Genomic DNA, 25,615 nt, shown 5'->3' with positions numbered 1-25,615 from the left:
TTAACGCATGAAAAAACGGCGCATTTGCGCCGTTTTTTTTTTATTAATGCCACGGCATAATCGGCACCGCGCTGATCGCGTTTTTCGGCGACCCTTCCACCACTTTGTCGGAATACGCCAGGTAGGCCAGGGTGTTGCGTTTGGCATCATAGAAACGCACCACCTGTAGCTTTTTAAACACCAGCGAGGTCCGTTTCTGGAATACCACGTCGCCCTGCGCTTTGCCGTTTTTGATTTTATCGCTCAGCTCAACCGGCCCCACCTGCTGACAGGAGATTGCCGCATCGGAAGTGTCTTCCGCCAGCCCCAGGCCGCCTTTAATACCGCCCGTCTTCGCGCGGCTGACGTAGCAGGTGACGTTTTTCACGTCCGGGTCGTCAAACGCCTCCACCACGATTTTGTGGTCCGGACCGAACATTTTGAACACGGTATCGACAGAACCAATCTGTTCCGCCTGCGCCGCACGTCCCGCTACCAGCAACAGGGCAGTAAGAAGCAAAGTCTTGTATTTCATATTGTTACCATTCTTTAAAATTGCACTGAGCAATTATTCAACACGTTAGTCAAAAATGTAGCAAGATCACAGGATTAGAATATATTCACCCAAAACGAGGGAGAAAAGGCATTAATGCGCAAAAAAAACACTGAATGCTAAAACATCAAAAAATGCTATTATCCGCTAACCTGTTATCAGGCACCTGCTGTTTTAAGGATGAGGATAGTATATGGATCAGGCTGGAATTATTCGCGACCTGCTCACCTGGCTGGAAGGTCATCTCGACCAGCCTTTGTCACTGGATAATGTGGCGGCTAAAGCGGGCTATTCCAAGTGGCATCTGCAAAGGATGTTCAAGGATGTCACCGGTCATGCTATCGGGGCCTATATTCGCGCACGTCGTTTATCAAAATCTGCGGTGGCATTGCGCCTGACCGCGCGGCCAATTCTGGATATTGCCCTGCAGTACCGTTTTGATTCGCAGCAGACCTTCACCCGCGCCTTTAAAAAACAGTTCTCGTTGACGCCAGCGCTCTATCGCCGCTCGCCTGACTGGAGCTCGTTTGGTATGCGTCCGCCGCTGCGTCTGGGCGAGTTCGCGATGCCGAAATACGAAATGGTCACTCTGCCAGAAACCCATCTGATCGGTACAACCCAGAGCTACTCCTGCTCTCTGGAGCAGATTTCTGAGTTCCGTCATCAGATGCGCGTCCAGTTCTGGCGCGATTTCCTGAGCCATGCGCCGGCCATCCCGCCGATCCTGTATGGCCTCAACGAAACGCATCCAAGCCAGGAAAAAGACGACGAGCAGGAGGTGTTTTACACCACCGCCCTCACTCCAGACATGGCCAACGGCTACATTCAGGGCTCTAAATCTGTCGTACTGGAAGGCGGCGAGTATGTGATGTTCTCATACGAAGGTTTAGGAACGGGCGTCCAGGAGTTTATCCTGACCGTTTACGGGACCTGCATGCCAATGCTGAATCTGAATCGCCGTAAAGGTCAGGATATCGAGCGCTACTATCCGGCGCAGGACGCCAAACCGGAAGAAGGCCCAATCAATCTGCGTATGGAATTCTTGATTCCGATCCGTCGCTAACGCTGCAGTTCATCAAGCGCAGGGGCATCGAGATGCGAAATGTCCCCTGCCATCTCCACGACCCAACCCGACGCCAGCCATGCGCTTTCCTGGTAATCAATCCGGGAAATGGAGCAGTTGCGCAGGCGCAACCGACGCTCGGCGTAAGCCGGTAACCCCAGAATGGTGCTCACCAGGCAGCCCAGGGCGATACCGTGACTCACCAGCAGCGGACGGCTGCCTGCCGGAAGCTTGAGGCATTCCGCCAGTGCGGCATGCATACGCACGCTCAGCTCCTGCATGGATTCCCCTTCAGGGATACGGCCATCTTCGGTACCGTTCACCAGCGTGCGGCGCCAGCCCTCTTCCGTTTCCGTTAGCGTGTCAATATGGCGCTTTTCCAGCACGCCCATATCCAGCTCGCGCAGGCGCGGCTCAAGCATCACGTCGCAGCCGCAGGCGTCTGCGATGATGCGTGCCGTCTGCTGTGTGCGACCTAAATCGCTGGTGATAACGTGGGTAATGCCCAGCGTTCTGGCACGCTCTGCCACCTGCCACGCTTGCTGCACACCCTTCTCGGTGAGAGGACTGTCTGACTGGCCTTGAATACGTCGCTCGGCGTTCCACTGCGTTTCACCGTGGCGAACAAGGTATACCTGTAACATGCTTTTTTTCCGTTATACTGCGATGAGTTTTTTTGAATCGAGCTTAATTATGCACCATGTTGTCTCTGCTACCACCAATCCTGCCAAAATTCAGGCAATTCTAAAGGCTTTTGAAGAGATTTTCGGCGAAGGATCCTGCCATATTGAGGCCATCGGCGTCGAGAGTGGCGTTCCTGAACAGCCGTTTGGCAGCGAGGAAACGCGCGCTGGCGCACGAAATCGCGTGGCAAATGCCAAAGCCGCGGCCCCGAAGGCTGACTTCTGGGTCGCCATTGAAGCAGGTATCGACGAAGGCGCAACCTTTAGCTGGGTGGTGATTGAAAGCCGCGAGCAGCGCGGCGAAGCGCGCTCAGCCACCCTGCCGCTGCCGGAGATCATTCTGGAAAAAGTCCGCGCAGGTGAAGCGCTCGGGCCGGTGATGTCACAGTACACCGGCATTGATGAGATTGGGCGTAAAGAAGGGGCGATTGGCGTCTTTACGGCGGGTAAGCTCACGCGTTCAGGAGTTTACCATCAGGCGGTGATCCTGGCGCTGAGCCCGTTTCATAACGCGATTTATCGTTGATCGCCCAATAAGACTGACTCGAGCCACTGTCGCAGCTCAACCGGCGCAGACTTCAGGCTGTTCGATCCGCGGGTGATCGTCGCGATGCCCGCGCCCAGCTCGTTTTTCAGCTCACGCTGGCTCATCTCACCGCGCAAAAGCTCTTCAATAATCCGCACGCGCGTGCCCAGCGCCTCACGCTCGTCCGGCGTAAGCATTAGCTGCATGAGGGGCAGGTGCAAATCCTGCTCGTAAGACTGGCGAAGCAGCTCCACAAAACGAAGCCACTCCTGGTGACGCTGTTCGGCCATTGCCGAGGAATACGGGGAATGCTGGGTCATGTTATGCTGCCTCTTGTACTCATTAGCGAGTACAGCATAACACAACCCATGCCGATCAGTAACGTCTCTGCCACTCGGCATCGCTCATCAGGGTATCTTTCTGCCCCATGAAGTAGCGATAGTAGGCGTCATAGGCCAGCACGTTCTTCACGTAGCCGCGCGTTTCCGAGAACGGAATGCTCTCGACGAACGCCACCGCGTCAATGCGTCCGGCGCTGTTGCCAAGCCAGGTGCGCACGCGGCCCGGACCGGCGTTATACGCCGCTGACGCGAAGATGCGGTTATTGCCGAACTGCTGATAGACGTACTGCAAATAGCTGGTGCCGATGTTGATGTTGGTATCCGGATCCAACAGCTGTGACGGGCTGCTGTACCCAGGGATGTTAAACATCTTCACCGTGTGCGTAGCCGTGCCCGGCATAATCTGCATCAGACCGCTGGCCCCCACCGGGGAACGAACTTTCGGGTTCCAGGCGCTCTCCTGACGAGCAATCGCCATGGCGTAGCTTTGCGGGATATCTTTGCCGCTGGTGTAGCGGTCAAACAGATCTTTATACGCCAGCGGGAAACGCTCTTCGAGATGGTCCCACAGCTTCCCTGAAATCGTCGCCTGCACGCTCAGATCCCACCAGCGATTATCAAACGCATAGCGGGCAAGCTGCGCTTTTTCATCCGTGGTGCGGCTGGTCACCAGGTTGGCCCACTCGCTGCGCGCGGTGTTATCCATGTTCCAGTACATCAGCTCGCGAACGCGCGCCATCTCTGGCCCCTGCGTCAGCGCCGGGTTCGCATTAGCGGGCGCTTTGTCGATCTTAAGCGTGTACTCCTCGCCCAGCCGTTGCGCCGCCGCCATCGGGTAGAACCCACGCTGCTGCATCAGCGAGTGAAGAATATCTTTGGCTTCATCTTCACGACCGCGCTCCAGCAGCAGATCCGCCTGCCAGTAGCGCCATTCGTCTTTCTCTTTGGCATCCATCGGCAAACGCGCGAGCCAGGTGTTGAGGCCACGGCGGTCGCCGGTGCCCAGCGCCATGCGCACGCGGCGTTCCACCAGCGACGTGGAGTTAGAGCGCATAATGGCATCGTCTCGCCAGCGGGCCTGTTCGTCGGTCACGTCCGTGCCCATCAGTCGCCACGCCACGATGTCGCGCAGCTCCTGGGTTTGATCTTCATTCAGCTGCTGCGCCTGCACCAGCTGCGGGATCATCAGCCGCGCGTTTTCGACATCGTCACGCGCCACGCTGGCAAAAGCCACCGCCGCCATCTGGCGGGTAAAATCGGTCGAGCCCGTGCTGCGGGCAAAGGTCAGGACGCTGTTCGGATCGTTTGCCAGCGCGATAACCGCCGAGGAGATCGTCTGGTAATCGGACGGCATCTGCCCTGCCAGCGCGGTCACCAGACGCGTGTTGCCGGCTTTCATTGCCAGGCGGATGCGCTCAAGGTAGGCCAGCGGATCCTGCTTGCCGGAAGCGCGCCATGCGCCGAACAGGGAATCACAGGCGTTCGGCTGGCTTTTGCCGGTCAGCCACAGATCTTTCGCTCCGGCCCAGGCCTCTTCCTGCTGTCCGGTCGCCCATTTCGCATAGTAGTAATTACACTGCGCTTCGGTGGTATTCGGCTTGTCGGGGCTAAACGCCAGCAGACCGCGCCAGTCTTCACGCCGCGCCAGCTCATTCACAAAACGAGACTGGAGATTTCGGGCAGGCGGCAGGGTCGGGTTCGCCTGAATGAAATTATTCACGGTGACGGTCGGCTGGTTCATCAGATCGTCGGTAATCTGGCGATACTCCAGGTACGGATACAGCGGATAATCCTTCAGCGTCGGCATCAGCGCCTGGACGGTATCCATCTGCTTGTTGTCCCACGCCTGTTTAATCTGGGCGTAGCGGTTACGTTGTTCATCCAGTGAATCGGCATGCACCGCCTGGCTTACCGCCATTACGCATATGCTGGCAGCCAGCAGACGCCAGACCACCCGTTTGGCTTTTTCCACAAGCTCTTCCTCATTGTTTTTTCGTCAATTGCAGCGTCTTGCCACGTCAAAGTCACAACAACTTATGCTAACCAGGCATCCTGCAACGCGCCACGTCATGGACACTTTTTTACCTTTCTTGCGCGTTTTAACACTCCCGATGTTCCTGGCTGGGATTAGGGCGTGAAAAAGGCTACACTTCGAGGCTGAAATTCCTTCTCATTACGATAAAAGAGGCGAAGTCCACGTGGCTCAATTCGTTTATACCATGCATCGTGTCGGCAAAGTTGTCCCGCCGAAACGTCATATTCTTAAAAATATCTCGCTGAGCTTCTTCCCGGGCGCAAAAATCGGTGTCCTGGGTCTCAACGGTGCCGGTAAGTCCACCCTGCTGCGCATCATGGCCGGCATCGATACAGACATCGAAGGTGAAGCCCGTCCGCAGCCAGGCATCAAGATCGGCTACCTGCCGCAGGAACCTCAGCTGAACCCGGAACACACCGTGCGTGAATCCGTTGAAGAAGCGGTGTCCGAAGTGGTTAACGCGCTGAAAGGTCTGGATGAAGTGTATGCCAAATACGCCGAGCCGGATGCGGACTTCGACAAACTGGCCGCTCAGCAGGGCAAATATGAAGAGATTATCCAGGCGCACGACGGTCACAACCTGAACGTGCAGCTGGAGCGCGCGGCTGATGCCCTGCGTCTGCCGGACTGGGATGCGAAAATCGCGAATCTCTCCGGTGGTGAGCGCCGCCGCGTGGCGCTGTGCCGCCTGCTGCTGGAAAAGCCAGACATGCTGCTGCTCGACGAACCTACCAACCACCTGGATGCGGAATCCGTGGCTTGGTTGGAGCGCTTCCTGCACGACTTCGAAGGCACCGTGGTGGCAATTACCCACGACCGTTACTTCCTCGACAACGTCGCAGGCTGGATCCTGGAGCTGGACCGCGGTGAAGGTATTCCGTGGGAAGGTAACTACTCTTCCTGGCTGGAGCAGAAAGATCAGCGTCTGGCGCAGGAAGCTTCTCAGGAAGCGGCCCGCCGTAAGTCTATCGAGAAAGAGCTGGAGTGGGTGCGTCAAGGCGCGAAAGGCCGTCAGTCCAAGGGCAAAGCCCGTCTGGCACGCTTTGAAGAGCTGAACAACACCGAATACCAGAAACGTAACGAAACCAACGAACTGTTTATTCCACCTGGAGCACGTCTGGGGGATAAAGTGGTTGAAGTCAGCAACCTGCGTAAGTCCTACGGCGACCGTGTGCTGATCGACGACCTGAGCTTCTCCGTACCGAAAGGCGCTATCGTCGGCATCATCGGTCCGAACGGCGCGGGTAAATCCACCCTGTTCCGCATGATGTCCGGTCAGGAACAGCCTGACAGCGGCTCTATCACCCTGGGTGAGACCGTGAAGCTGGCGTCCGTTGACCAGTTCCGTGACGCGATGGACAACAGCAAAACCGTGTGGGAAGAAGTCTCCGGCGGTCTGGATATCATGCGTATCGGCAACACCGAGATGCCAAGCCGCGCCTACGTTGGCCGCTTTAACTTCAAGGGCACCGACCAGGGCAAACGCGTGGGCGAGCTGTCCGGCGGTGAGCGCGGTCGTCTGCACCTGGCGAAGCTGCTGCAGGTGGGCGGTAACGTTCTGCTGCTCGATGAACCAACCAACGACCTGGACATCGAAACCCTGCGCGCGCTGGAAAACGCCCTGCTGGAGTTCCCGGGCTGCGCGATGGTTATCTCGCACGACCGCTGGTTCCTGGACCGTATCGCGACCCACATCCTGGACTACCAGGACGAAGGTAAAGTGGAGTTCTTCGAAGGTAACTTCACCGAATACGAAGAGTACAAAAAACGCACGCTGGGCGCAGACGCGCTGGAGCCGAAGCGTATTAAGTACAAGCGTATTGCGAAATAAAAGCAAAACGGCAATCTCGGTTGCCGTTTTTTATGTTTGTCCCCTCTCCCCTGGGAGAGGGCCAGGGTGAGGGCATCAGGCCGCACATAATCACCCTCCCACGTAATACCGCTTCACCTCATCAAACTGCATCGCAAAGTCGATATAGCTCATTAGCGCAGGCGAATTCAGCTTCCGGCTCGGATAGGCCAGCCAGAGATCGTTACCTTCAACGCTCCACTCCGGCAGCACCTGAACCAGCGCGCCCTTTTCAACCTTATCTTCCAGCAGGAAGGCGGGTAACAGCGTGATCCCCGCCCCGGCAATCGCGCATTCGCGGGCGTACACCAGGTTATCGGTTAAATGAGCGTTATCCGGCAGGTAGCGGTAATCCTCACCCTCGCTTCGCAGCAGCCACTCCGACCACGCCCGGTGCGTAATGCAGCGGTGCTCCACCAGCTGACGGGGATGGATTAACGGCTCCCGACGCGCCAGATAGTCCGGCGAGGCCAGCATATAGCGCGGGCAGTGTCCGATCATTCTGCCAATCAGAGAGGAGTCCTGCGGCTTGCCGGTGCGCAGCGCCACGTCAAAACCGGACTCGACCAGATCCACCACGTCGTCAGAGATCGACACGTCCAGCGAAACGTCTGGATAACGAAGCTGGAACTCGGCGTTCATATGCGCCAGCAGCGTCGCCCCAATGCCCGCCGGACAGGTGATCCGCAGACGCCCGCTCGGGTTTTCGCGCAGCCGCTGAATGGCATACTCTGCACGCTCGCTGGCCGCCAGCATCTCGCGACAGTGCACCAGATAGTGCTCGCCCGCAAACGTGAGGCTGATCCTGCGCGTGGTGCGGTTTAGCAGGCGGATCCCCACCTGCTGCTCCAGCTGGCTGATCCGCTGGCTAACGCTGGATTTCGGCAGTTCGGCCTTCTGCGCCGCCGCGGTAAAGCTGCCCATCTCCGCCACCAGCGCGAACAGCGCCATATCCTGCAGCTGTTTAAACATGATTGTTCACCCTGTACGAACGCTGAGTTCATGATTGTCCATCTTATCATGCAGCTGGCCACTTTATAGACTAGCCTCAACAAAACGTATTCCAATGAGGAGCACACCATGTCAGTGAAAGCCGTTGCCGTTAACCCAGAAAATCCGTCCAGCTTCATTGAAATCACCCCGCCGATGCCGACTCCTGGTGAACACGATCTGCTGGTAGAGGTGAAAGCCGTATCTATTAACCCGGTTGATACCAAAGTGCATGCAGGCATCGCCAAAAATGGGCTGAACGAGCCGCGAATTCTGGGGTGGGATGCCAGCGGGGTCGTCAAAGCCGTGGGGGCTGGCGTGACCGGCTTCAAGCCGGGTGATGAGGTATGGTACGCGGGCGATATCACCCGCCCGGGCAGCAATACCACGCATCAGTTAATCGATGCGCGCATTGTCGGGCACAAGCCTGCCAGCCTCGGCTGGGCGGCTGCCGCTGCACTGCCCTTAACCGCGCTCACCGCGTGGGAAGGCCTGTTTGAACGGCTGAACATTCAGGATGCCGACGCGGACAAAACGCTGCTGATCATCGGCGGCGCGGGCGGCGTGGGATCGCTGGCGATCCCCTTTGCGAAGCACAACAGCAAGGTGAAGATTATCGCAACCGCTTCACGAGAAGATTCCGCCCGGTGGTGCCGCGATCGCGGTGCTGACGTAGTGGTCAACTACCGCGATCTAAAAGGCGAGATGGCGAAGCAGGGGCTCACCTTTGTGGATTACATTTTCATCCTCAACGACACCGACGGGCACTGGGATGCGGTCAGCGAACTGATTGCGCCGCAGGGGCATATCTGTTCCATCGTTGAGAACGCCCATCCGCTGAACCAGGACAAGCTGAAATCGAAATCTGCCGCCCTGCACTGGGAATTTATGTACACCCGCAGCATGTACAAGACTGACGATATGGCGCGTCAGGGTGAGATTTTAAATGAGGTGGCGAAGCTGGTGGAAAATGGCGTGGTGGAAAGCTCGCTCAGCGAAACGCTGCACGGGCTGAGCGTGGAAAGCATTACCGAAGCGCACCGCAAGGTGCTGGAAGGGCATATGCGGGGGAAAGTGGTGGTTGAGTTTTGAGTGGTTTGTTCCCCCTCACCCTAACCCTCTCCCCATAGGGGAGAGGGAACGATTACCCCCTCGCCCCTTTGGGGAGAGGGCCGGGGTGAGGGGGGAATTCTTAACCCTGCTCCCCCATCATCTCCTTCACCAGCTCGACGCAGCGCAGGAAGCGGGTGTCGTAATCCGACTCTTCCACATGCACAAACTCAACGTTGTTCTCATTGAGCATCTCCACCAGCATGGTCTGGAACTCTCTCCTGTCCACGGAGCTGCCGAGGCTGCGCATGCCGTCCGCTACCCATGGCGTGTTGTTTTCCAGCAGGATCACCAGGTCAAAGCGGTATTCGTCAATCAGCGCCTGCACGAAAGGGTGCTCGCGCCCCTCGTACTTTTTACAGAACGCCTGCGTAGTGACGAAATCGGTATCGATAAACGCCACTTTGTTGGCGTATTTCACCGCAAAATCAATGTACTGGGCGTGTCCGAGGGCAATTTTATCGTAGTCAGAATACTGCAACGCCATCTCGTCGCCGCCGAGGTGGGAGAAGACGTAATCGCGTCCATACTCCCACGCGCTGGTGGTGTTGAAGATGTTCGCCAGCTTGTTGACCAGCGTTGATTTACCGCTCGACTCGCCGCCCAGAATAGCCACCGTGCGCACGAAGAACGGCTTCACTTCGGTCGGGATGTAATCCCAGTAGCGGAACGGGTTCTCGCGGATCTGCGCCCCGCTGATGTTCATGAAGGTGCGTTTCGGATCGATCAGCACCGTCTCGATGCCCAGATGCTCGCGGAACTGCGGCGCGTCGGACTCTTCAGAGGTGTAGATCCAGTTAGGGGTAATGCCCTTCTCTTCCATAAACGCTTTGATGCCGTTGCTCCACACGTCCCAGCCGTGCGGGTACGGCTCCATCCCCTCTTCGTTAAAGGCATGAATGCGAATGTTTTTCTGGTACTTAAAGGTCTGCAGCAGCCAGCGCAGGCGGTCCGGCACGGTGGGCTGCTGCGACATGGCGCTGTCTTCAAACAGCTGGCGATCGCGGGTTTCGTCGTAACCCATGATGATGTGCAGTTCGTCCACCTGGCTACAGGCGCGCTGGATGAGATAGATATGCCCGGTATGCAGCGGGTAAAACTTGCCGAACACCACGCCGATGTTCTTTTGCATACGCGGGAATTCGAGCCCCAGAAAACGGTGCAGCGCTTCGAGCTTCTGCGCGCTGGGGCTTTTGATTTTGGCGTTCAGCAGTTGGCTCAGGTAGCCTTTGGTCATGCCGCTGGCGTCAGCCACCTGCTGCAGCGTGCAGCCCTTCTGACGAATGGCGGTTTTGATGTAGTCAAATGATGACATAAATTACGGTGCCTCCTGCAAAATCGAATACGTAATTATAAGTCGTCAAAGACATTTAACGCATCTGCGAGTTTCTTAACGCCAAAGACCTGCATCCCTTCAGGGATTTTTTTCGGCACGTTAGCTGCCGGAACGATAGCCCGGCGGAAGCCGTGTTTTGCCGCCTCGGAGATACGTTCCTGCCCGCTCGGCACCGGACGGATTTCCCCGGCCAGCCCCACTTCACCAAACACCACCAGATCCTGCGGCAGCGGCCTGTCGCGCAGGCTGGAGACCATCGCCAGCAGCAGCGCCAGGTCTGCGCTGGTCTCAGTGACTTTCACCCCGCCAACCACGTTGACGAACACATCCTGATCCGCCATCTGCAGGCCGCCGTGACGGTGCAGCACCGCCAGCAGGATCGCCAGTCGGTTCTGCTCCAGACCGACCGCCACGCGCCGCGGGTTGCCCATCATCGAGTGATCCACCAGCGCCTGAATTTCGACGAGCAGCGGACGCGTCCCTTCCCACAGCACCATTACCGAACTGCCGGAGGTGATCTCATCGCCGCGGCTCAGGAAGATGGCCGACGGGTTGCTGACCTCGCGCAGCCCCTGCTCGGTCATGGCAAACACGCCCAGTTCGTTCACCGCGCCAAAGCGGTTTTTATGGCTGCGCAGGGTGCGAAAGCGGGAATCCGCGTCGCCGTCGAGCATCACGGAGCAGTCGATACAGTGTTCGAGCACCTTCGGCCCCGCCAGCGAGCCGTCTTTGGTCACGTGGCCGACCATCACAATCGCCACGCCGCGCGTTTTGGCAAAGCGCGTCAGGTAAGCGGCGGTTTCACGCACCTGCGCCACGCTGCCCGGCGAGGACTGAATGTCCGCCATGTGCATCACCTGGATGGAGTCGATCACCATCAGCTTCGGCTGCTCTTCTTCGGCGATCATGCAGATCTGCTCGATGCTGGTTTCCGACAGCATGTTCAGGTTGCCCGTCGGCAGGCCCAGACGGTGCGCGCGCATCGCTACCTGCTGGAGTGACTCTTCCCCCGTGACGTAGAGGGTTTTCATCTGCTCGGCGAGCTTGCAAAGCGTTTGCAGCAGCAGGGTCGATTTCCCCGCGCCCGGGTTACCGCCGATCAGGATCGCGCTGCCCGGCACCACGCCGCCGCCGAGCACGCGGTCAAACTCTTTGAAGCCGGTGGAAAAGCGCGGCAGCGCTTCCAGGCTGATATCAGAAAGTTTTTGGACCTTCGACACGCCTGCATTGCCCGCATAGCCGCTCAGGCGCTCATTGCGGGCCACGCTCGGCGAAGCCGCCACACCACGCACTTCGGTGATGGTGTTCCAGGCATGACAGGCGCTGCATTGCCCCTGCCAGCGCGGATAATCCGCACCACATTCATTACAGACAAATGCGCGTTTTGGAGCTTTCGCCACGGTTTACCTCGTTATTTCTGATTAAGGCTGCCGGAGAGAATGCAGAACACCCCCATCAGGTCAGCGTGACGGATAGTGACTTCCGTCTTTTCATTCACTTTTGGTTTGGCATGGTAGGCAATGCCAAGGCCAGCAACTTTGATCATCGGCAGATCGTTTGCGCCATCGCCAATGCCGACGGTCTGTTCGACAGGAATGTCATATTTCTCCGCCAGGCGCGTCAGGGTGTTGGCTTTGTACTGGGCATCCACGATATCGCCGATGACCTGGCCGGTCAGCTTGCCGTCCATGATTTCCAGCTCGTTAGCGACCACGGTGGTCAGATGCAGTTTCTCGCGCAGATAATCCGCGAAGAAAGTGAAGCCGCCGGAGGCGATTGCCACTTTCCAGCCGAGGGACTGGAGCTTCAGCACCAGCTGCGTCAGCCCCGGCATCAGCGGCAGCACGTCGCGCACCTGGCGCAGGATGTTGGCATCAGCCCCTTTCAGGGTCGCCACGCGCTGGCGCAGGCTGGCGGTGAAGTCCAGCTCGCCGCGCATCGCGCGCTCGGTGACTTCCGCCACCAGCTCGCCGCTGCCTGCCAGTTTAGCAATCTCGTCAATACATTCGATCTGGATAGCGGTGGAGTCCATGTCCATCACCAGCAGACCCGGCGTTTTCAGGTGCGGAATTTTGCCGAGAGGCGCAACGTCCAGCCCGGCGTCATGCGCCAGACGCGTTGCGCGCTGCGTCAGGGAACCCGCCAGGCGGATGACCTGGTAATCTTCCACGCACCAGGCCGCGACGATGACCATCGCCGCCCCCAGCCGCGCTTGATACTGGGTCAGGCGTTGCTTATCCAGGCCGCGTCCGTACAGCAGCCAGCCGCTACGGCCAGCGTGGTAATCCAGAGGCATCACCTCATCGCCACTTAACGAGAGCGGCAATCCTGGCCATAAAGAGACATCCGTTGGCAGGTCACACCAGGTAATGTTCGGCATTAAAGCTCCTGTAAATTCGTTCGCGCCGGAAGGTTCCAGAGGGAAAATAACGCATGAGGCTACCCTGTAACCATCACTTCTGGCAACATTAAGCCCTAAATTTTCAGCAGGTGGAATATGGCTCGCGCAAAACTGAAATTCCGGCTTCATCGCGCCGTGATTGTCCTTTCCTGTCTCGCACTGTTAGTGGCGTTGATGCAGGGGGCATCGTGGTTTAGTCAGAACCATCAGCGGCAGCGCAACCCGCAGTTTGAAGAACTGGCCCGCACGCTGGCGCGTCAGGTGACGCTTAACGTTGCGCCCCTGATGCGCACCGAGACGCCGGACGATAAGCGGATAGGCCAGGTCTTACGTCAGCTCACGGAAAACAGCCGCATTCTGGATGCGGGCGTGTACGATGAAAAAGGTGACCTGATTGCCCGCGCCGGTGAGCACGTCGACGTGCGCGACAGGCTGGCGCTGGACGGCAAAAAAGCCGGAGGCTACTTCAACCAGCAGATCGTCGAACCTGTTCAGGGCAAAAACGGCCCGCTGGGCTATCTGCGCCTGACGCTGGATACTCACACCCTGCCGACCGAAGCCAAGCAGGTGGATAACACCACCAATATTCTGCGCCTGATGCTGTTGCTCTCGCTGGCGATTGGCGTCGTGCTGGCGCGCACGTTGCTGCAGGGCAAGCGCACCCGCTGGCAGCAGTCGCCGTTCCTGCTGACCGCCAGCAGGTCGGTTCCCGAAGACGAAGAGAGCGAGAAGAAGGAATAGTGATAAAGTAGGCGAACGATTCGGAAAAGGAACTCTGCCATGACGACGTTACGCCTGCTTATCTCTGACTCCTACGATCCCTGGTTTAATCTCGCGGTGGAAGAGTGCATCTTCCGCCAGATGCCCGCCACCCAGCGCGTGCTGTTTCTCTGGCGCAACGCCGATACGGTGGTCATTGGCCGCGCGCAAAACCCGTGGAAAGAGTGCAATACGCGGCGTATGGAAGAGGACAACGTCCGTCTGGCGCGCCGCAGCAGCGGCGGCGGCGCGGTGTTTCACGATCTGGGCAATACCTGCTTTACCTTTATGGCGGGCAAACCTGAATACGACAAAACCATCTCCACCTCGATTGTGCTCAACGCGCTGAATTCGCTCGGCGTAACGGCGGAGGCGTCCGGACGGAACGATCTGGTGGTGAAAACCCCCGAGGGCGACCGAAAGGTCTCCGGCTCCGCCTACCGCGAAACCATGGATCGCGGGTTCCACCACGGCACCCTGCTGCTGAACGCCGATCTCAGCCGTCTTGCTAACTACCTGAACCCGGACAAGAAAAAGCTGCAGGCCAAAGGGATCACCTCCGTGCGTGGACGCGTGGCGAATCTGGTGGAGCTGCTGCCGGGGATTACGCACGAGCAGATTTGCGAGGCGATCCGTGAAGCGTTCTTTGAACATTACGGCGAGCGCGTGGATGCGGAAGTGATTTCGCCGGATAAAACCCCGGACCTGCCCAACTTCGCCGAAACCTTTGCCCGCCAGAGCAGCTGGGAGTGGAACTTCGGCCAGGCACCGGCGTTTTCTCACCTGCTGGACGAACGTTTTACCTGGGGCGGCGTGGAGCTGCATTTTGACGTCGAGAAAGGCCATATCACCCGTACGCAGGTGTTTACGGACAGCCTCAACCCGGCACCGCTGGAAGCGCTGGCGGCCAGGTTGCAGGGCTGTTTGTATCGGGCGGATATGCTGCAGCAGGAGTGCGACGCGTTAATTGGCGATTTCCCCGGGCAGGAAAAAGAATTACGGGAATTATCGGCGTGGATTGCGCAGGCAGTGAAGTAATTATATTTGCAGGCGGTAATAGTCTACCGCCTTTTTCATTTCGCCGCTCAAAATGTAAATACATTCATAAATGTATTTACAGTCTTTAATAAAACTCAAAACAAAGATTAGAAATTCTCATTGCGGAAATAACAACAACCCTTAATAGAATTCGAGCACTTGCAGACCCGCAAGTTAATGACTTCTCGATAATTTATACAATTTATCTATTATTGGTTAAGGAATAACAATGAAAAAAATTCTTCTCGCAACGCTAATTGCCATGGCCTCGTCGGCAGCCCTGGCAGACTCCAGCGTGGTAATGAAAGTTCAGGGCAAGATGAACAACCCTTCATGTACGCCGCAGTTAAGCAACGGCGGATCAATTGATTTCGGAACGATTGCTCTCGACCAACTGTCTCCTACCCAGACCAACCAGATGGGCCACAAAGACATGTCTCTGACCATTAACTGCCCGTCAGCGACAAAAGTAGCGTGGAGTATTGCGGATAATAAAGAAGACTCTAATGCGGCTAACGACCTGAGCTCTAGCGAGTTTTACATTCGCGATGCCAAAGACAACGGCGGTGATGTGTTTGGTGCAGGGACAACGTACGGCGTGGGCACCACGGCGGCAGGCGATAAAATCGGAGCATATGCCATCAGCACCCGCATCAACGACATCACCGCCAACGGTATGCCGGTTCAGGCTATTTATGCACCGGCCTACACCAACAGCAACGGCGAATATATGTGGCGTAACCTGAGTTCAGGCGTGATTGCTAACGGTAACGCCGAAATTCAGACCGTCACCAAACCGGGTTATAACTCCCCGCTGGCCATCACAAACGTGGTCTTCCCATTCAAAGTTTCGCTGGCAATTGTCAATACCGACCGTCTGACCACTACCGACGAAGCACAGCTGAGCGGTGAAACAACTATCACCCTGGTTTATCTCTAAGAGTAACCAGCATTGTATTTAACGGCGGATCTTTCCGCCGTTTCTTTATTATTACATGTAGCCAGAAGCGTTAATACAAACATGAATTAATCTCAAAAGCGGTGTAAGAAAAACTAATTATTTAATTACATCAATCATTACTAGAATCGGCAGCGCTTGTAAATCTGATACTTATCAATTAGCAAGCTGTAATTAGATTAAAAAAATCTCCGTTTTTCGTTCTTTATATGGTTAAGGAAAAACAATGAAAAAGCTTCTTCTTGCTACCGTTTTATCCATAGCGGCGACCGCCGTCTATGCTGAACCAACCGCGATGCTGAAAGTTCAGGGTACGCTGACCAGTGCTGGCTGCGTGCCGGAAATCACCAATGGCGGTCTGGTCGATTTCGGTGAAATCGGTCTGGATTCACTCTCTTCAAGCGTTGCCTACCAGGCGGGTCATAAAGACGTTACGCTGACCATCAAATGCCAGTCCGCTACCCGTGTAGGCTGGTCCATCAAAGATGACCGCGCGGATTCAAACGCGGGCGCGAATAAATCTGCCAGCGAATTCCATATCGAAAACGGTACCGCAAGCGGCTCACAGGCATATGGTTCATATCAGCTTAACGGTGTAGGTAAAACCAGCGCGGGTGAAAATATCGGTGCTTATGCGGTTTCTACCTATTCAACTGCTGTTACCGCAGACGGCGTAACGGCCCAGCCTATTGCCGCCACTATGTACACCGGCGGTACCATTAGCAGCAGAAGCTGGATCAACCTGTGGACCAGCGGAATCATTATGAACGACGGTACGGATGTGATGACCGTTTCCAAAACCGGTGAACGCGCTCCACTGGCCTTCACCACTGCGGCATTCCCGCTGAAAATCGCGCTGGCGATTGCGCCAAGCCAAAACCTGACGCTGACTGACAAGACCGACCTCGACGGTCAGTCCACCATTACGCTGGTGTATCTGTAATTCAGACGCCCCATCCAAAACTCTCCATGGAAATGGAGAGTTTTAATTCATTTTCATAACGCATATAAAATCATGACCAGAATAATGAAAAACCCCTTTCTGTTTTCCATTCTTGCGCTCGCCGTCCCGACCACACTGTTCGCTGCTGGCATGGTGCCTGAAACCACCCTGCTGATGATTGATGAAGCAAACCACGGCGGCGTAATGAGCGTGAAAAATACCGACGCCACTCCGGCGCTGCTCTACACCTCCATCAATGATATTGAAGGAGACAACGGGGTGAAGCTCAACGTGACGCAGCCTGTTGTACGACTTGAACCGGGTCAGGAACAGCAGGTTCGTTTTATTCTTGAAACCACAGAACCCCTTACCGTTGAGCACTATAAGCGCGTGGTATTTGAGGGTATTCCTCCCAGGAGCAAAGATAAAAACGTCAAAGTTGGTATTAACCTCCGTCAGGATCTGCCGGTATTGATCCATCCGAAAAACCTGCCGGTTGTTACAGATGCCTGGAAACTGCTGACCTGGACAGTAGAGGGAAAAGAGGTGCAGGTGCGTAATACTTCGGCCTACGTGGTGCGCTTCTCTACCGCCATTACGCTGCTGCCGTCGCAAACCGCGGGGCTGGTCAACAAGACCTTTATCCTGCCGGGTGAAACGATGAAAGTGCAGACGGACAAGCCGATTGCATGTACCGATAACGCCGTGAAGTTCAGCCCTGCAAGCCGCTATGGGATTGAGGTGGACGACTACACCGCCCCTCTCAACCGCTGATACGTCAGGGATGCAGCAGTGATGGAGCACTCTTTGCGCAACAGGATGCGCCAAACGGTAGTCGTAGCGGCATTACTGCCGTCTTCGGCGCTCTATGCGTCCGATTTAGATTTCAATACCGATATTCTGGCGACGCGCGGTATCAGTACCAACCTCGCCCACTATTTTTCTGAGGCTCAGCGCTATCTGCCGGGAAAACATGCCGTGCGGGTCAGCATCAACGGTATTGAAAAAGGCAGTCTGGCCGTTCGGATTGGCGACGAGGGGCAGCTTTGCGTAGATAATGATTTCACCAGCGCAGCGGGTCTTTTACCGTTGAACGTCAGCGAAAAAGAAAAGTGCCACGATCTGCGTACGGACTACCCCACCGCCACGGTCACCTTATTACCAAATACCGAGTCGCTGGAAATTTTTGTCCCGGCGGAGGCGATGGATACCGGATTCTATGCCGCCAAATACTACGCCCACGGCGGTACCGCGGGCTTAATTAACTACAGCGTTTTCAGCAACTACAACGAATACGGTAGCGGCGCAAACAGTACCTTTTCACAGGGAAATATTGGCGCCGGCATCAACCTTGCGAACTGGACGCTGCGCAGCAATTACATCCTCACGGATGATAACGGCACCCGCACCGCCGAGAATCTCTATACCTACGCAGAGCACGTTTTTGAAGAGCGGAAGATGCGCGTTCAGGTAGGGCAAATTAACGCCAGTTCAGCACTCTTTAGCGGCGCACAAATCACCGGGGCGCAGCTTATGCCGGAGACGAGCCTTCAACCTAATTTTCAGGTGACTCAGGTTTCGGGCATTGCCCGTACGCATCAGGCCCGCGTTGAGGTGCGCCAGTCGGGCCAGGTGATCTACTCGTCGCTGGTCAACGCGGGGCCGTTTACCCTCTCGGACGTGCCCATTGTGCGCGGTAACGTTGACCTGAACGTCAGCGTCGTTGAAACCGATGGGACGACAACGCAATTTACCGTGCCCTCCTCCTCGCTTAACGTCACCGGCAGCAACCGCGCCGAGGGGTTAAGCCTGTCCTTTGGGCAGGTTCGCGACAGCGGTGATGAAAATAGCTCGCCGTGGGTGTTCAATATTTCCGACGGGACGAGCGTAACCTCCTATCTGACGGCGCTGGCCGCAGGCGTTTTGGCTGAAAAGTATCAGGCGACAGGTGCGAAGCTTGACTGGACGGTAAACGAAAACTGGCTTATTTCGCCAAGCGTATTGCTGAGCCAGTCCCAATTCTACGACCCGCAAAAGGGCAGTAAGGTTGAGCTCAGCAGCAACCTTCTCCTCCCCGCACAGCTTACGCTGGGGCTGAGTGCATCCCAGTTCAACGGCGGCTTTCGCGAGCTTACTGAAGCCATGGATGAAGAGGTGCAAAGCTATGAGAATTCCTGGAACGCGAGCCTGAGCTGGAATAACGAGTACATCGGTTCTTTATCGTTGCAGTACAGCGCGAATTCGGGTGACGAAAGCAGCAGCGACACCCGTTATCTGATGGCCTCGTGGAGTAAGAGCCTGGGGCGAAGCTCACTGTCCGTAAACTGGCAGCACGCCATGAACAGCAGCGATGCTGAGAACAACGCCGGCAATAATGACGATCTCTTTTATGTCAGCCTGATCGTCCCGCTGGGTGAAGATCGCGTCAGCACGTATATGCGCAGGCAGGGCGAAAAACAGAACTATGGCGTTCAGGACAGCGGCGCCATCGGCTCGAACTTCAATTACAACATCTCTGCCGATCGCGATAACGACGATAAGAGCAACGCCTTCAACGGCAACATCAGCACCAACCTGCACTACACCCAGCTTGGCCTATCTGCCGGGCTCAGCGACGGGAATCAGCATAACTACAGCGCCTCCCTGAGCGGCGGTATTGCGCTACATCGTCATGGCGTCACCTTTGCGCCCTATCCGATCAAAGAGACCTTCGGCATTGCGCGTTTGAGCGAGCCGGAAAGCGGGATTGAGATCGCCACGCCAGACGGCACCGTCTGGACCGACTACTGGGGGCAGGCGGTGGTCCCCGGCCTGCGGGAGTGGCAAAAATCGCAGATCGTTATCAACGCCAGCTCGCTGCCGCAGGGCATGGATTTATCCAACGGCATTCAGACCGTTTCCGCGGCGTATGGCTCCTTCGCGCAGGTTGATTTCCAGGTGCTGAACACCCGTCGCGTCATGCTGCAGGTTAAACGTCCCGGCGGGAGCTGGCTCGAAAGAGGGCTGAGTATCGTGGATAAGGAGAGCAATTATATTGTCAGCGTAATGGATAACGGCAGCGTATTTATTCCCGATGCGTCAGAGACGCCCGCACTCTATGTCGTGGACGACAATATGACCCGAATCTGCCAAATCAGCTATTCACTGAATGAAGAGAAAGACAAAGACGCCTATTACGAAAAAGCAGAAGGAACGTGCCAGTGAAAATAATCAACGTGATGCTCTGCGGTCTGGCATTACTCTTTTCCTCCGGAGCATTGAGCGAGGAATGCCAGATTGCCCTCTCCCAGCCTACGGTCTCGTTTGGGCGGTTTAAGCAGGATGATATTGCCGCCTCGCGAAAAAACTGGAACCGCATGCCCGCCAGGGAGGTCATGGTGAACGTGTTTTGCCCACGGCCCCGCGTGATGGCGCTTTTCATGCAGTCGACGTCAGGGCTCCACGGCGGCGTTCTGTTTGGTGATGAGGGCCGGCTGGCGCTTGTGGCGGACAAAATGACGGTTGATGGTCAGCGCTACGATGTTGTGAAAACCACTGACCGGGTGGGATTCACCTCAACGGATAGCCCCAAAGAAAAGGTCTTTTTGAAAAGCAACGAAGGCCTGGTTGCCCGGCAGAATGCCGCACCGGTGCGCGGCAAGCAGATGAGCGTGACGATAAAAATTACCCCTGTCCTTAATGATACTTTGCTGCGCCGGGTCTCCGATAATACGGAGCTGGAGAGCATCCTTTCATGGGAATTATTAACGGCAGACTAAAAGAATTCATTGCTGGATTAATTATCCAGATGAATAGAAAGAAAAAATAACCATTAAAACGCGTGGTTCCGTCCATGCAGTTTAATATTCATTTTATCTATGTTAAGGATTAACCATGAAAAAAAATCTCCTGGTCGCCGCACTGGCGCTGGCCATGACCTGCGCTCACGCGGGGGATACGGCGGTGCTGAAGGTGAAAGCCTCGCTGACCAGCAACTCCTGCACCCCAGAACTCAGCAACGATGGGACGATTGATTTTGGCACCGTGCAGGTTGGCGATCTCTCTCAGACTCAGACAACGCAGCTGGGTGAAAAGGGGCTGACGTTGACCATCACCTGCCCAACGCCAACGAAAGTGGGCTGGAGCATTGCGGATAACCGCACTGACTCTAACGCCAGCACGGGCAGCAGCTCAAATCTGAAGGTGATGAACGCCACGTCGAACGGCGGCGAACTGCGGGGCAGCATGGCTACCTTTGGCCTCGGTAAAACCCATGATGGCAAAAACATCGGTGCCTATTCCATTTACACCAGCACGGGAGAGGTAACGGCCAACGGGTCCGCGGTTGAGCCCATTCGTACCGCGGTGACCGCAGGCGTGGGAATGAGTCGCTGGCAGAAAGCCAATGGTGGCACCATCGCGAATAAAAACCTGGGCCTGATGAGCGTAGCGTCCACGGGCAAAACGGAGCCAATGGCGGTGACCAGCGTCTCTTTCCCGCTGAACGTCTCGCTGGCGGTTGAAAACCTGAAGAACCTGTCACTGACGGAAGATACCGAGTTTGATGGTCAGGCGACCATTAGCGTGGTGTATCTGTAAGGGAAGAAATGCCGGGCTGCGAACTCAGCCCGGCAGACAACATTACTCTTTATCGCCCAGCAGAACGGATTCCAGCGCGATTTTGATCATGTCGTTGAAGGTGGTCTGACGCTCGGCAGCGGTGGTCTGCTCGTGGGTACGGATGTGGTCAGAAACGGTGCAGATGGTCAGCGCTTTCGCACCAAACTCAGCCGCGACGCCGTAGATACCCGCCGCTTCCATTTCCACGCCCAGAATGCCGTATTTTTCCATCACGTCGAACATCTCACCGCCGTCCGGTGCATAGAACAGATCGGCAGAGAAGATGTTACCCACGCGCGCTTCAACGCCCAGCGCTTTTGCCGCGTCAACCGCGTCACGCACCATGCCGAAGTCAGCAATCGCCGCGAAGTCGTGGTCTTTGAAACGCATACGGTTAACTTTGGAATCGGTGCAGGCACCCATGCCGATAACGATATCGCGCAGCTTAACGTCCATACGCACCGCGCCGCATGAGCCCACGCGGATGATTTTCTTCACGCCGAAGTCAGTGATCAGCTCTTTGGTGTAGATGGAGCAGGATGGGATACCCATGCCGTGGCCCATGACGGAGATTTTGCGGCCTTTATAGGTACCGGTGAAGCCCAGCATGCCGCGAACGTTGTTCACTTCACGCACGTCTTCGAGGAAGGTTTCTGCAATGTGCTTCGCGCGCAGCGGGTCGCCCGGCATCAATACGACGTCAGCGAAATCACCCATTTCTGCGTTAATGTGAGGAGTTGCCATCTTCAGTTCCTTTTAAATTGTTTATTCTTTTCACCCTCTCCCTGTGGGAGAGGGCCGGGGTGAGGGCATCAGACCGCACCCGTGTTTCTCGTGGGAGAGGGTTGGGGTGAGGGCATCAGGCCGCACCCAATCCGTTTAGAACATGGCCTTGCCATATTCCATGTCAGACGTGCCAAAGTATTTCGCAATGGTCTGGCCGATGTCCGCGAAGGTTTCACGGTGTCCCAGCGAGCCCGGCTTCACTTTCGGGCCGTACACCAGCACCGGAATGTGCTCACGGGTGTGGTCGGTACCGGTCCAGGTTGGGTCACAGCCGTGGTCAGCGGTCAGGATCAGAATGTCATCTTCACCCACCAGCTCCATCAGCTCGGGCAGACGGCGGTCGAACAGCTCCAGACCGGCCGCGTAACCCGCAACGTCGCGACGGTGGCCCCAGGAGGAGTCGAAGTCCACGAAGTTGGTGAAGACGATGGTCTTGTCGCCCGCTTCTTTCATCTCTTTGATGGTGGCATCGAACAGCGCATCCAGACCGGTGGCTTTCACTTTTTTAGTGATGCCGCAGTTGGCGTAGATATCCGCGATTTTGCCCACGGACACCACGTGGCCGCCCTTCTCGTCGACCAGCTTCTGCAGCACGGTTGGCGCCGGTGGCTCAACGGCCAGGTCGTGACGGTTACCGGTACGCTGGAAGTTACCCGCTTTGTCGCCGATAAACGGACGCGCGATCACGCGGCCAATGTTGTAGCCGCCTTCGGTCAGCTCTTCACGGGCGATTTCGCACAGCTCGTAGAGTTTATCCAGACCAAACGTCTCTTCGTGGCACGCAATCTGGAACACGGAGTCAGCGGAGGTGTAGAAAATCGGCTTGCCGGTTTTCATGTGCTCTTCGCCGAGCTGATCCAGAATCACGGTACCGGAAGAGTGGCAGTTACCGAGGTAGCCCGGCAGGTTAGCACGCTTCACCAGCTTATCCAGCAACTCCTGCGGGAAGCTGTTCTCGTGATCGGAGAAGTAACCCCAGTCGAACAGCACCGGCACGCCGGCAATTTCCCAGTGGCCAGACGGCGTATCTTTACCGGAAGAGAGTTCGTGCGCCCAGGCATAGGCGCCCACCACTTCCGCGTTGCCGTCCATACCGGCTGCGATTTTACCGGTAGAACCTTCATGCGCTTTCACCAGACCGAGGCGGGTCAGGTTTGGCAGAGTCAGAGGGCCTTTACGACCGTTGTCCGCTTCGCCTTTGGCACAGGCTTCCGCGATGTGACCCATGGTATCGGAACCCACGTCACCAAAACGTTCTGCATCTTCGGTTGCGCCGATGCCGAATGAGTCCAGCACCATAATAAATGCACGTTTCATAATTGTTCTCCGTACTTAGTGCTTCATAAAAATGCGATCTGATCAGTATACCGCTATTCGGTGATACGGCGATAGACCGTTGGAGTCCTTTCCGGCGCTTTATCATCAAGCGTAATGGCTGCTTTCACCGCTTTCGCCGCGTCCTGCCAGCTGGCTTCATCTTTGGCGTGGATCACCGCCAGCGGACGTTGGCCGTCCACGCTGTCGCCCAGACGGGCCATATCGGTAAAGCCGACGCTGTAATCAATAGTGTCCGATGCCTGACGACGACCGCCGCCCATAGACACGACCGCCATGCCGAGCGCGCGGGTGTCCATGGCGGAGACAAAGCCTTCGCTATCCGCATAGACCGCTTTGCTGAGCATCGCGGTTGGCAGGTACTTCGCGTAATTTTCGACGAAATCGGTCGGGCCTTTCTGCGCCGCAACCATGCGGCCGAAGATCTCCGCCGCTTTGCCGTTGTCCAGCACCGCCTGCAGCTTCGCGCGGGCTTCCGCATCGTCTTTGGCCAGCTTGCCGGAGATGAGCATCTCAACGCACAGCGCCATGGTGACGTCGAACAGACGCGGATTGCGGTATTCGCCCGTGAGGAACTGAACGGCTTCGCGGACTTCGACCGCGTTACCGGCGCTGGAGGCCAGCACCTGGTTCATGTCGGTCAGCAGCGCGGTGGTGCGCACGCCCGCGCCGTTGGAGACGCCAACGATCGCTTCGGCAAGCTGAGCAGAGAGTTCATAGGTCGGCATAAACGCGCCGCTGCCTACCTTCACATCCATCACCAGCGCGTCCAGCCCTTCTGCCAGCTTTTTAGCGAGGATCGAGGCGGTGATCAGTGGGATAGAATCGACAGTTGCGGTGATATCGCGCGTCGCGTAAAAACGCTTGTCTGCCGGCGCAAGAGAGCTGGTCTGGCCGATAATCGCCACGCCAACGTCTTTAATAATGTCGCGGAAGCGGTTGTCATCCGGGAAGATATCGAAGCCCGGAATGGCTTCCAGTTTGTCGAGCGTACCGCCGGTGTGGCCCAGGCCGCGCCCGGAGATCATTGGGATGTAACCGCCGCAGGCTGCCACCATTGGGCCAAGCATCAGGGAGGTCACGTCGCCCACGCCGCCGGTGGAGTGTTTGTCCACGATCGGGCCGTTGAGGTTAAGGCTTTTCCAGTCCAGAACGGTTCCTGAATCTCGCATCGCCATGGTCAGCGACACGCGCTCGGGCATCGACATATCGTGGAAGAAAATGGTCATCGCCAGAGCCGCAATCTGCCCTTCAGAGATGGTGTTATCACGAATGCCGTTGATAAAGAAGCGAATTTCTTCGTCGCTTAATGCATGACCATCACGTTTTTTACGAATAATTTCTTGTGCGAGAAACACGGTAACCTCCATGCGGAATCGGGGGAGTTGTGGCGGGTGGCGCTACGCTTACCCGCCCTGCGATCCTATAGGCCGGATAAGCGAAGCGTCATCCGGCGTTGTCTGGCAATCAGTAGCTGCTTGCGCTCTTACCGTCGCCGTGACCCAGCGCCTTCAGCAGGCTTGCCAGCAGGCTGGACGCACCGAAGCGGTAGTGGCGGGAGTCCGCCCACTCTGCGCCAAACAGCTCGTCGGCAATCGCCAGGAACTGCTGCGCGTCTTCTGCGGTACGCACGCCGCCCGCAGGCTTGAAGCCAACGGTTTTGGACACGCCCATATCGCGGATGACTTCCATCATGATGCGCGCGCTTTCCGGGGTAGCATTGACCGGCACTTTACCAGTAGAGGTTTTGATGAAATCCGCACCGGCTTTGATGGAGATTTCAGACGCCTTACGAATCAGCGCCTCTTCTTTCAGCTCGCCGGTTTCGATGATCACTTTAAGCCAAACGTTTGCCGCCGCACACGCGTCTTTACAGGCTTTCACCAGGTCAAAACCGACCTGCTCGTTGCCGGCGATCAGCGCGCGGTAAGGGAACACCACGTCAACTTCGTCTGCACCGTAGGCAATGGCCGCGCGGGTTTCAGCCAGCGCGATCTCGATATCGTCGTTGCCGTGCGGGAAGTTAGTGACGGTTGCAATGCGCACGTCCGGGGTGCCCTGCTCTTTCAGCGTTTTGCGGGCAATTGGGATAAAGCGCGGGTAGATGCAGACAGCGGCGGTGTTGCCCACTGGCGTTTTCGCCTGATGGCACAGGGCGATGACTTTTTCATTGGTGTCGTCATCGTTCAGGGTGGTCAGGTCCATCAGCTTCAACGCGCGCAGGCTGCTTGCAGTTAAATCGGTCATAACATTCTCCAACGGCAGTGCCGTATAAATTTTACCTTGCGGGTCTGTGAGTATTCTAACATTCACCCGCATCCACACTTCGAC

General features: G+C 56.6%; 24 protein-coding genes. 12 read left to right on the top strand and 12 right to left on the bottom strand.

Annotated features, from left to right (window positions below; genetic code table 11):
* Positions 1-43: 43 nt before the first annotated feature.
* On the bottom strand, positions 44-514 hold the full coding sequence (gene creA / locus UTO39_RS10130; RefSeq protein WP_014882476.1) for a protein CreA: 471 nt from the start codon (positions 512-514) through the stop codon (positions 44-46).
* Between the two features lie 211 nt (positions 515-725).
* On the opposite strand from creA, the gene robA reads away from it, so the two are divergent.
* Positions 726-1,595, top strand: coding sequence for an MDR efflux pump AcrAB transcriptional activator RobA (gene robA, locus UTO39_RS10125; protein ID WP_061099290.1), 870 nt, complete (start codon positions 726-728; stop codon positions 1,593-1,595).
* On the opposite strand, the gene gpmB is transcribed toward robA, so the two are convergent.
* Positions 1,592-2,239, bottom strand: a complete 648-nt coding sequence (gpmB, locus tag UTO39_RS10120; RefSeq protein ID WP_008502057.1) for a 2,3-diphosphoglycerate-dependent phosphoglycerate mutase GpmB — start codon at positions 2,237-2,239, stop codon at positions 1,592-1,594. The genes robA and gpmB overlap by 4 nt on opposite strands.
* Positions 2,240-2,288: 49 nt before the next feature.
* Between gpmB and yjjX the strand changes: the two genes are divergently transcribed.
* A complete protein-coding gene (yjjX, locus tag UTO39_RS10115; protein WP_041911281.1) occupies positions 2,289-2,804 on the top strand; it encodes an inosine/xanthosine triphosphatase in 516 nt (171 codons plus the stop codon).
* Here the strand turns inward: yjjX and trpR are convergent.
* Positions 2,795-3,124 carry a trp operon repressor gene (gene trpR / locus UTO39_RS10110; RefSeq protein ID WP_061099291.1) on the bottom strand — a complete coding sequence of 110 codons (330 nt, stop codon included), beginning with the start codon at positions 3,122-3,124 and terminating at the stop codon, positions 2,795-2,797. The two genes, yjjX and trpR, sit on opposite strands and share 10 nt — an antisense overlap.
* Positions 3,125-3,179: 55 nt before the next feature.
* Positions 3,180-5,117 (bottom strand): murein transglycosylase, encoded by a 1,938-nt coding sequence (gene sltY / locus UTO39_RS10105; protein ID WP_320727107.1) that lies wholly within the window; start codon positions 5,115-5,117, stop codon positions 3,180-3,182.
* A 226-nt stretch (positions 5,118-5,343) separates the two neighbouring features.
* Here sltY and ettA point away from each other — a divergent pair, with 226 nt between their 5' ends.
* Positions 5,344-7,011 carry an energy-dependent translational throttle protein EttA gene (ettA, locus tag UTO39_RS10100; protein ID WP_061099293.1) on the top strand — a complete coding sequence of 556 codons (1,668 nt, stop codon included), beginning with the start codon at positions 5,344-5,346 and terminating at the stop codon, positions 7,009-7,011.
* Positions 7,012-7,101: 90 nt separating this feature from the next.
* Here ettA and UTO39_RS10095 read toward each other — a convergent pair whose 3' ends face one another.
* The gene (locus UTO39_RS10095) at positions 7,102-8,001 is read right to left on the bottom strand and encodes a LysR family transcriptional regulator (RefSeq protein WP_320727106.1); all 900 of its coding nucleotides are present in this window, start codon (positions 7,999-8,001) and stop codon (positions 7,102-7,104) included.
* 108 nt (positions 8,002-8,109) lie between these two features.
* Here UTO39_RS10095 and UTO39_RS10090 point away from each other — a divergent pair, with 108 nt between their 5' ends.
* Positions 8,110-9,111: a zinc-binding alcohol dehydrogenase family protein gene (locus UTO39_RS10090; RefSeq protein ID WP_320727105.1), complete on the top strand. Its 1,002-nt coding sequence runs from the start codon at positions 8,110-8,112 to the stop codon at positions 9,109-9,111.
* A gap of 100 nt (positions 9,112-9,211) precedes the next feature.
* Here the strand turns inward: UTO39_RS10090 and nadR are convergent, their stop codons facing one another.
* Genes nadR through serB form a run of 3 tightly spaced genes read right to left on the bottom strand, consistent with a single transcriptional unit; the run spans position 9,212 to position 12,845 of the window.
* Positions 9,212-10,444 carry a multifunctional transcriptional regulator/nicotinamide-nucleotide adenylyltransferase/ribosylnicotinamide kinase NadR gene (gene nadR / locus UTO39_RS10085; protein ID WP_045259507.1) on the bottom strand — a complete coding sequence of 411 codons (1,233 nt, stop codon included), beginning with the start codon at positions 10,442-10,444 and terminating at the stop codon, positions 9,212-9,214.
* Positions 10,445-10,479: 35 nt separating this feature from the next.
* A complete protein-coding gene (gene radA / locus UTO39_RS10080) occupies positions 10,480-11,865 on the bottom strand; it encodes a DNA repair protein RadA (protein ID WP_003856523.1) in 1,386 nt (461 codons plus the stop codon).
* Positions 11,866-11,876: 11 nt separating this feature from the next.
* Positions 11,877-12,845 (bottom strand): phosphoserine phosphatase, encoded by a 969-nt coding sequence (gene serB, locus UTO39_RS10075; protein ID WP_151413472.1) that lies wholly within the window; start codon positions 12,843-12,845, stop codon positions 11,877-11,879.
* 117 nt (positions 12,846-12,962) lie between these two features.
* Here serB and UTO39_RS10070 point away from each other — a divergent pair, with 117 nt between their 5' ends.
* From UTO39_RS10070 to UTO39_RS10035, 8 genes are all read left to right on the top strand, one after another.
* The gene (locus UTO39_RS10070) at positions 12,963-13,607 is read left to right on the top strand and encodes a YtjB family periplasmic protein (protein WP_061099298.1); all 645 of its coding nucleotides are present in this window, start codon (positions 12,963-12,965) and stop codon (positions 13,605-13,607) included.
* 39 nt (positions 13,608-13,646) lie between these two features.
* Positions 13,647-14,663 carry a lipoate--protein ligase LplA gene (gene lplA, locus UTO39_RS10065; protein WP_151413471.1) on the top strand — a complete coding sequence of 339 codons (1,017 nt, stop codon included), beginning with the start codon at positions 13,647-13,649 and terminating at the stop codon, positions 14,661-14,663.
* A 229-nt stretch (positions 14,664-14,892) separates the two neighbouring features.
* Positions 14,893-15,603 carry a DUF1120 domain-containing protein gene (locus UTO39_RS10060; RefSeq protein ID WP_253540638.1) on the top strand — a complete coding sequence of 237 codons (711 nt, stop codon included), beginning with the start codon at positions 14,893-14,895 and terminating at the stop codon, positions 15,601-15,603.
* 244 nt (positions 15,604-15,847) lie between these two features.
* Positions 15,848-16,564: a DUF1120 domain-containing protein gene (locus UTO39_RS10055; RefSeq protein WP_320727104.1), complete on the top strand. Its 717-nt coding sequence runs from the start codon at positions 15,848-15,850 to the stop codon at positions 16,562-16,564.
* An 84-nt stretch (positions 16,565-16,648) separates the two neighbouring features.
* On the top strand, positions 16,649-17,338 hold the full coding sequence (locus tag UTO39_RS10050; protein ID WP_320727103.1) for a fimbria/pilus chaperone family protein: 690 nt from the start codon (positions 16,649-16,651) through the stop codon (positions 17,336-17,338).
* A 33-nt stretch (positions 17,339-17,371) separates the two neighbouring features.
* The gene (locus tag UTO39_RS10045) at positions 17,372-19,768 is read left to right on the top strand and encodes a fimbrial biogenesis usher protein (protein WP_407065105.1); all 2,397 of its coding nucleotides are present in this window, start codon (positions 17,372-17,374) and stop codon (positions 19,766-19,768) included.
* The gene (locus UTO39_RS10040; protein WP_320727102.1) at positions 19,765-20,322 is read left to right on the top strand and encodes a hypothetical protein; all 558 of its coding nucleotides are present in this window, start codon (positions 19,765-19,767) and stop codon (positions 20,320-20,322) included. The genes UTO39_RS10045 and UTO39_RS10040 overlap by 4 nt, the downstream gene beginning before the upstream one ends.
* 115 nt (positions 20,323-20,437) lie before the next feature.
* Positions 20,438-21,142, top strand: a complete 705-nt coding sequence (locus tag UTO39_RS10035; RefSeq protein WP_320727101.1) for a DUF1120 domain-containing protein — start codon at positions 20,438-20,440, stop codon at positions 21,140-21,142.
* A 42-nt stretch (positions 21,143-21,184) separates the two neighbouring features.
* On the opposite strand, the gene deoD is transcribed toward UTO39_RS10035, so the two are convergent.
* The 4 genes from deoD to deoC all read right to left on the bottom strand — a co-directional run bounded on the left by deoD (position 21,185) and on the right by deoC (position 25,531).
* Entirely contained in the window at positions 21,185-21,907 is a 723-nt protein-coding gene (gene deoD / locus UTO39_RS10030) for a purine-nucleoside phosphorylase (RefSeq protein ID WP_010427122.1), read from the bottom strand.
* Between the two features lie 135 nt (positions 21,908-22,042).
* Positions 22,043-23,266, bottom strand: a complete 1,224-nt coding sequence (gene deoB / locus UTO39_RS10025) for a phosphopentomutase (RefSeq protein WP_028015441.1) — start codon at positions 23,264-23,266, stop codon at positions 22,043-22,045.
* A gap of 53 nt (positions 23,267-23,319) precedes the next feature.
* A complete protein-coding gene (gene deoA / locus UTO39_RS10020) occupies positions 23,320-24,642 on the bottom strand; it encodes a thymidine phosphorylase (RefSeq protein WP_320727100.1) in 1,323 nt (440 codons plus the stop codon).
* A gap of 109 nt (positions 24,643-24,751) precedes the next feature.
* Positions 24,752-25,531, bottom strand: coding sequence for a deoxyribose-phosphate aldolase (deoC, locus tag UTO39_RS10015; RefSeq protein ID WP_061099306.1), 780 nt, complete (start codon positions 25,529-25,531; stop codon positions 24,752-24,754).
* Between the last annotated feature and the right edge of the window lie 84 nt (positions 25,532-25,615).

It is taken from the genome of Enterobacter sp. 118C5, from assembly GCF_034107645.1.
Taxonomy (GTDB): domain Bacteria; phylum Pseudomonadota; class Gammaproteobacteria; order Enterobacterales; family Enterobacteriaceae; genus Enterobacter; species Enterobacter nematophilus.
This window is presented reverse-complemented; position numbering and strand designations above follow the sequence as displayed.

Excerpts from the sequence above, each read along its gene's own strand:
- creA (WP_014882476.1), bottom strand. The coding sequence starts at position 514 with ATGAAATACAAGACTTTGCTTCTTACTGCCCTGTTGCTGGTAGCGGGA.
- robA (WP_061099290.1), top strand. The coding sequence starts at position 726 with ATGGATCAGGCTGGAATTATTCGCGACCTGCTCACCTGGCTGGAAGGT.
- gpmB (WP_008502057.1), bottom strand. The coding sequence starts at position 2,239 with ATGTTACAGGTATACCTTGTTCGCCACGGTGAAACGCAGTGGAACGCC.
- yjjX (WP_041911281.1), top strand. The coding sequence starts at position 2,289 with ATGCACCATGTTGTCTCTGCTACCACCAATCCTGCCAAAATTCAGGCA.
- trpR (WP_061099291.1), bottom strand. The coding sequence starts at position 3,124 with ATGACCCAGCATTCCCCGTATTCCTCGGCAATGGCCGAACAGCGTCAC.
- UTO39_RS10095 (WP_320727106.1), bottom strand. The coding sequence starts at position 8,001 with ATGTTTAAACAGCTGCAGGATATGGCGCTGTTCGCGCTGGTGGCGGAG.
- UTO39_RS10090 (WP_320727105.1), top strand. The coding sequence starts at position 8,110 with ATGTCAGTGAAAGCCGTTGCCGTTAACCCAGAAAATCCGTCCAGCTTC.
- nadR (WP_045259507.1), bottom strand. The coding sequence starts at position 10,444 with ATGTCATCATTTGACTACATCAAAACCGCCATTCGTCAGAAGGGCTGC.
- serB (WP_151413472.1), bottom strand. The coding sequence starts at position 12,845 with ATGCCGAACATTACCTGGTGTGACCTGCCAACGGATGTCTCTTTATGG.
- UTO39_RS10070 (WP_061099298.1), top strand. The coding sequence starts at position 12,963 with ATGGCTCGCGCAAAACTGAAATTCCGGCTTCATCGCGCCGTGATTGTC.
- lplA (WP_151413471.1), top strand. The coding sequence starts at position 13,647 with ATGACGACGTTACGCCTGCTTATCTCTGACTCCTACGATCCCTGGTTT.
- UTO39_RS10060 (WP_253540638.1), top strand. The coding sequence starts at position 14,893 with ATGAAAAAAATTCTTCTCGCAACGCTAATTGCCATGGCCTCGTCGGCA.
- UTO39_RS10055 (WP_320727104.1), top strand. The coding sequence starts at position 15,848 with ATGAAAAAGCTTCTTCTTGCTACCGTTTTATCCATAGCGGCGACCGCC.
- UTO39_RS10050 (WP_320727103.1), top strand. The coding sequence starts at position 16,649 with ATGAAAAACCCCTTTCTGTTTTCCATTCTTGCGCTCGCCGTCCCGACC.
- UTO39_RS10035 (WP_320727101.1), top strand. The coding sequence starts at position 20,438 with ATGAAAAAAAATCTCCTGGTCGCCGCACTGGCGCTGGCCATGACCTGC.
- deoD (WP_010427122.1), bottom strand. The coding sequence starts at position 21,907 with ATGGCAACTCCTCACATTAACGCAGAAATGGGTGATTTCGCTGACGTC.
- deoB (WP_028015441.1), bottom strand. The coding sequence starts at position 23,266 with ATGAAACGTGCATTTATTATGGTGCTGGACTCATTCGGCATCGGCGCA.
- deoC (WP_061099306.1), bottom strand. The coding sequence starts at position 25,531 with ATGACCGATTTAACTGCAAGCAGCCTGCGCGCGTTGAAGCTGATGGAC.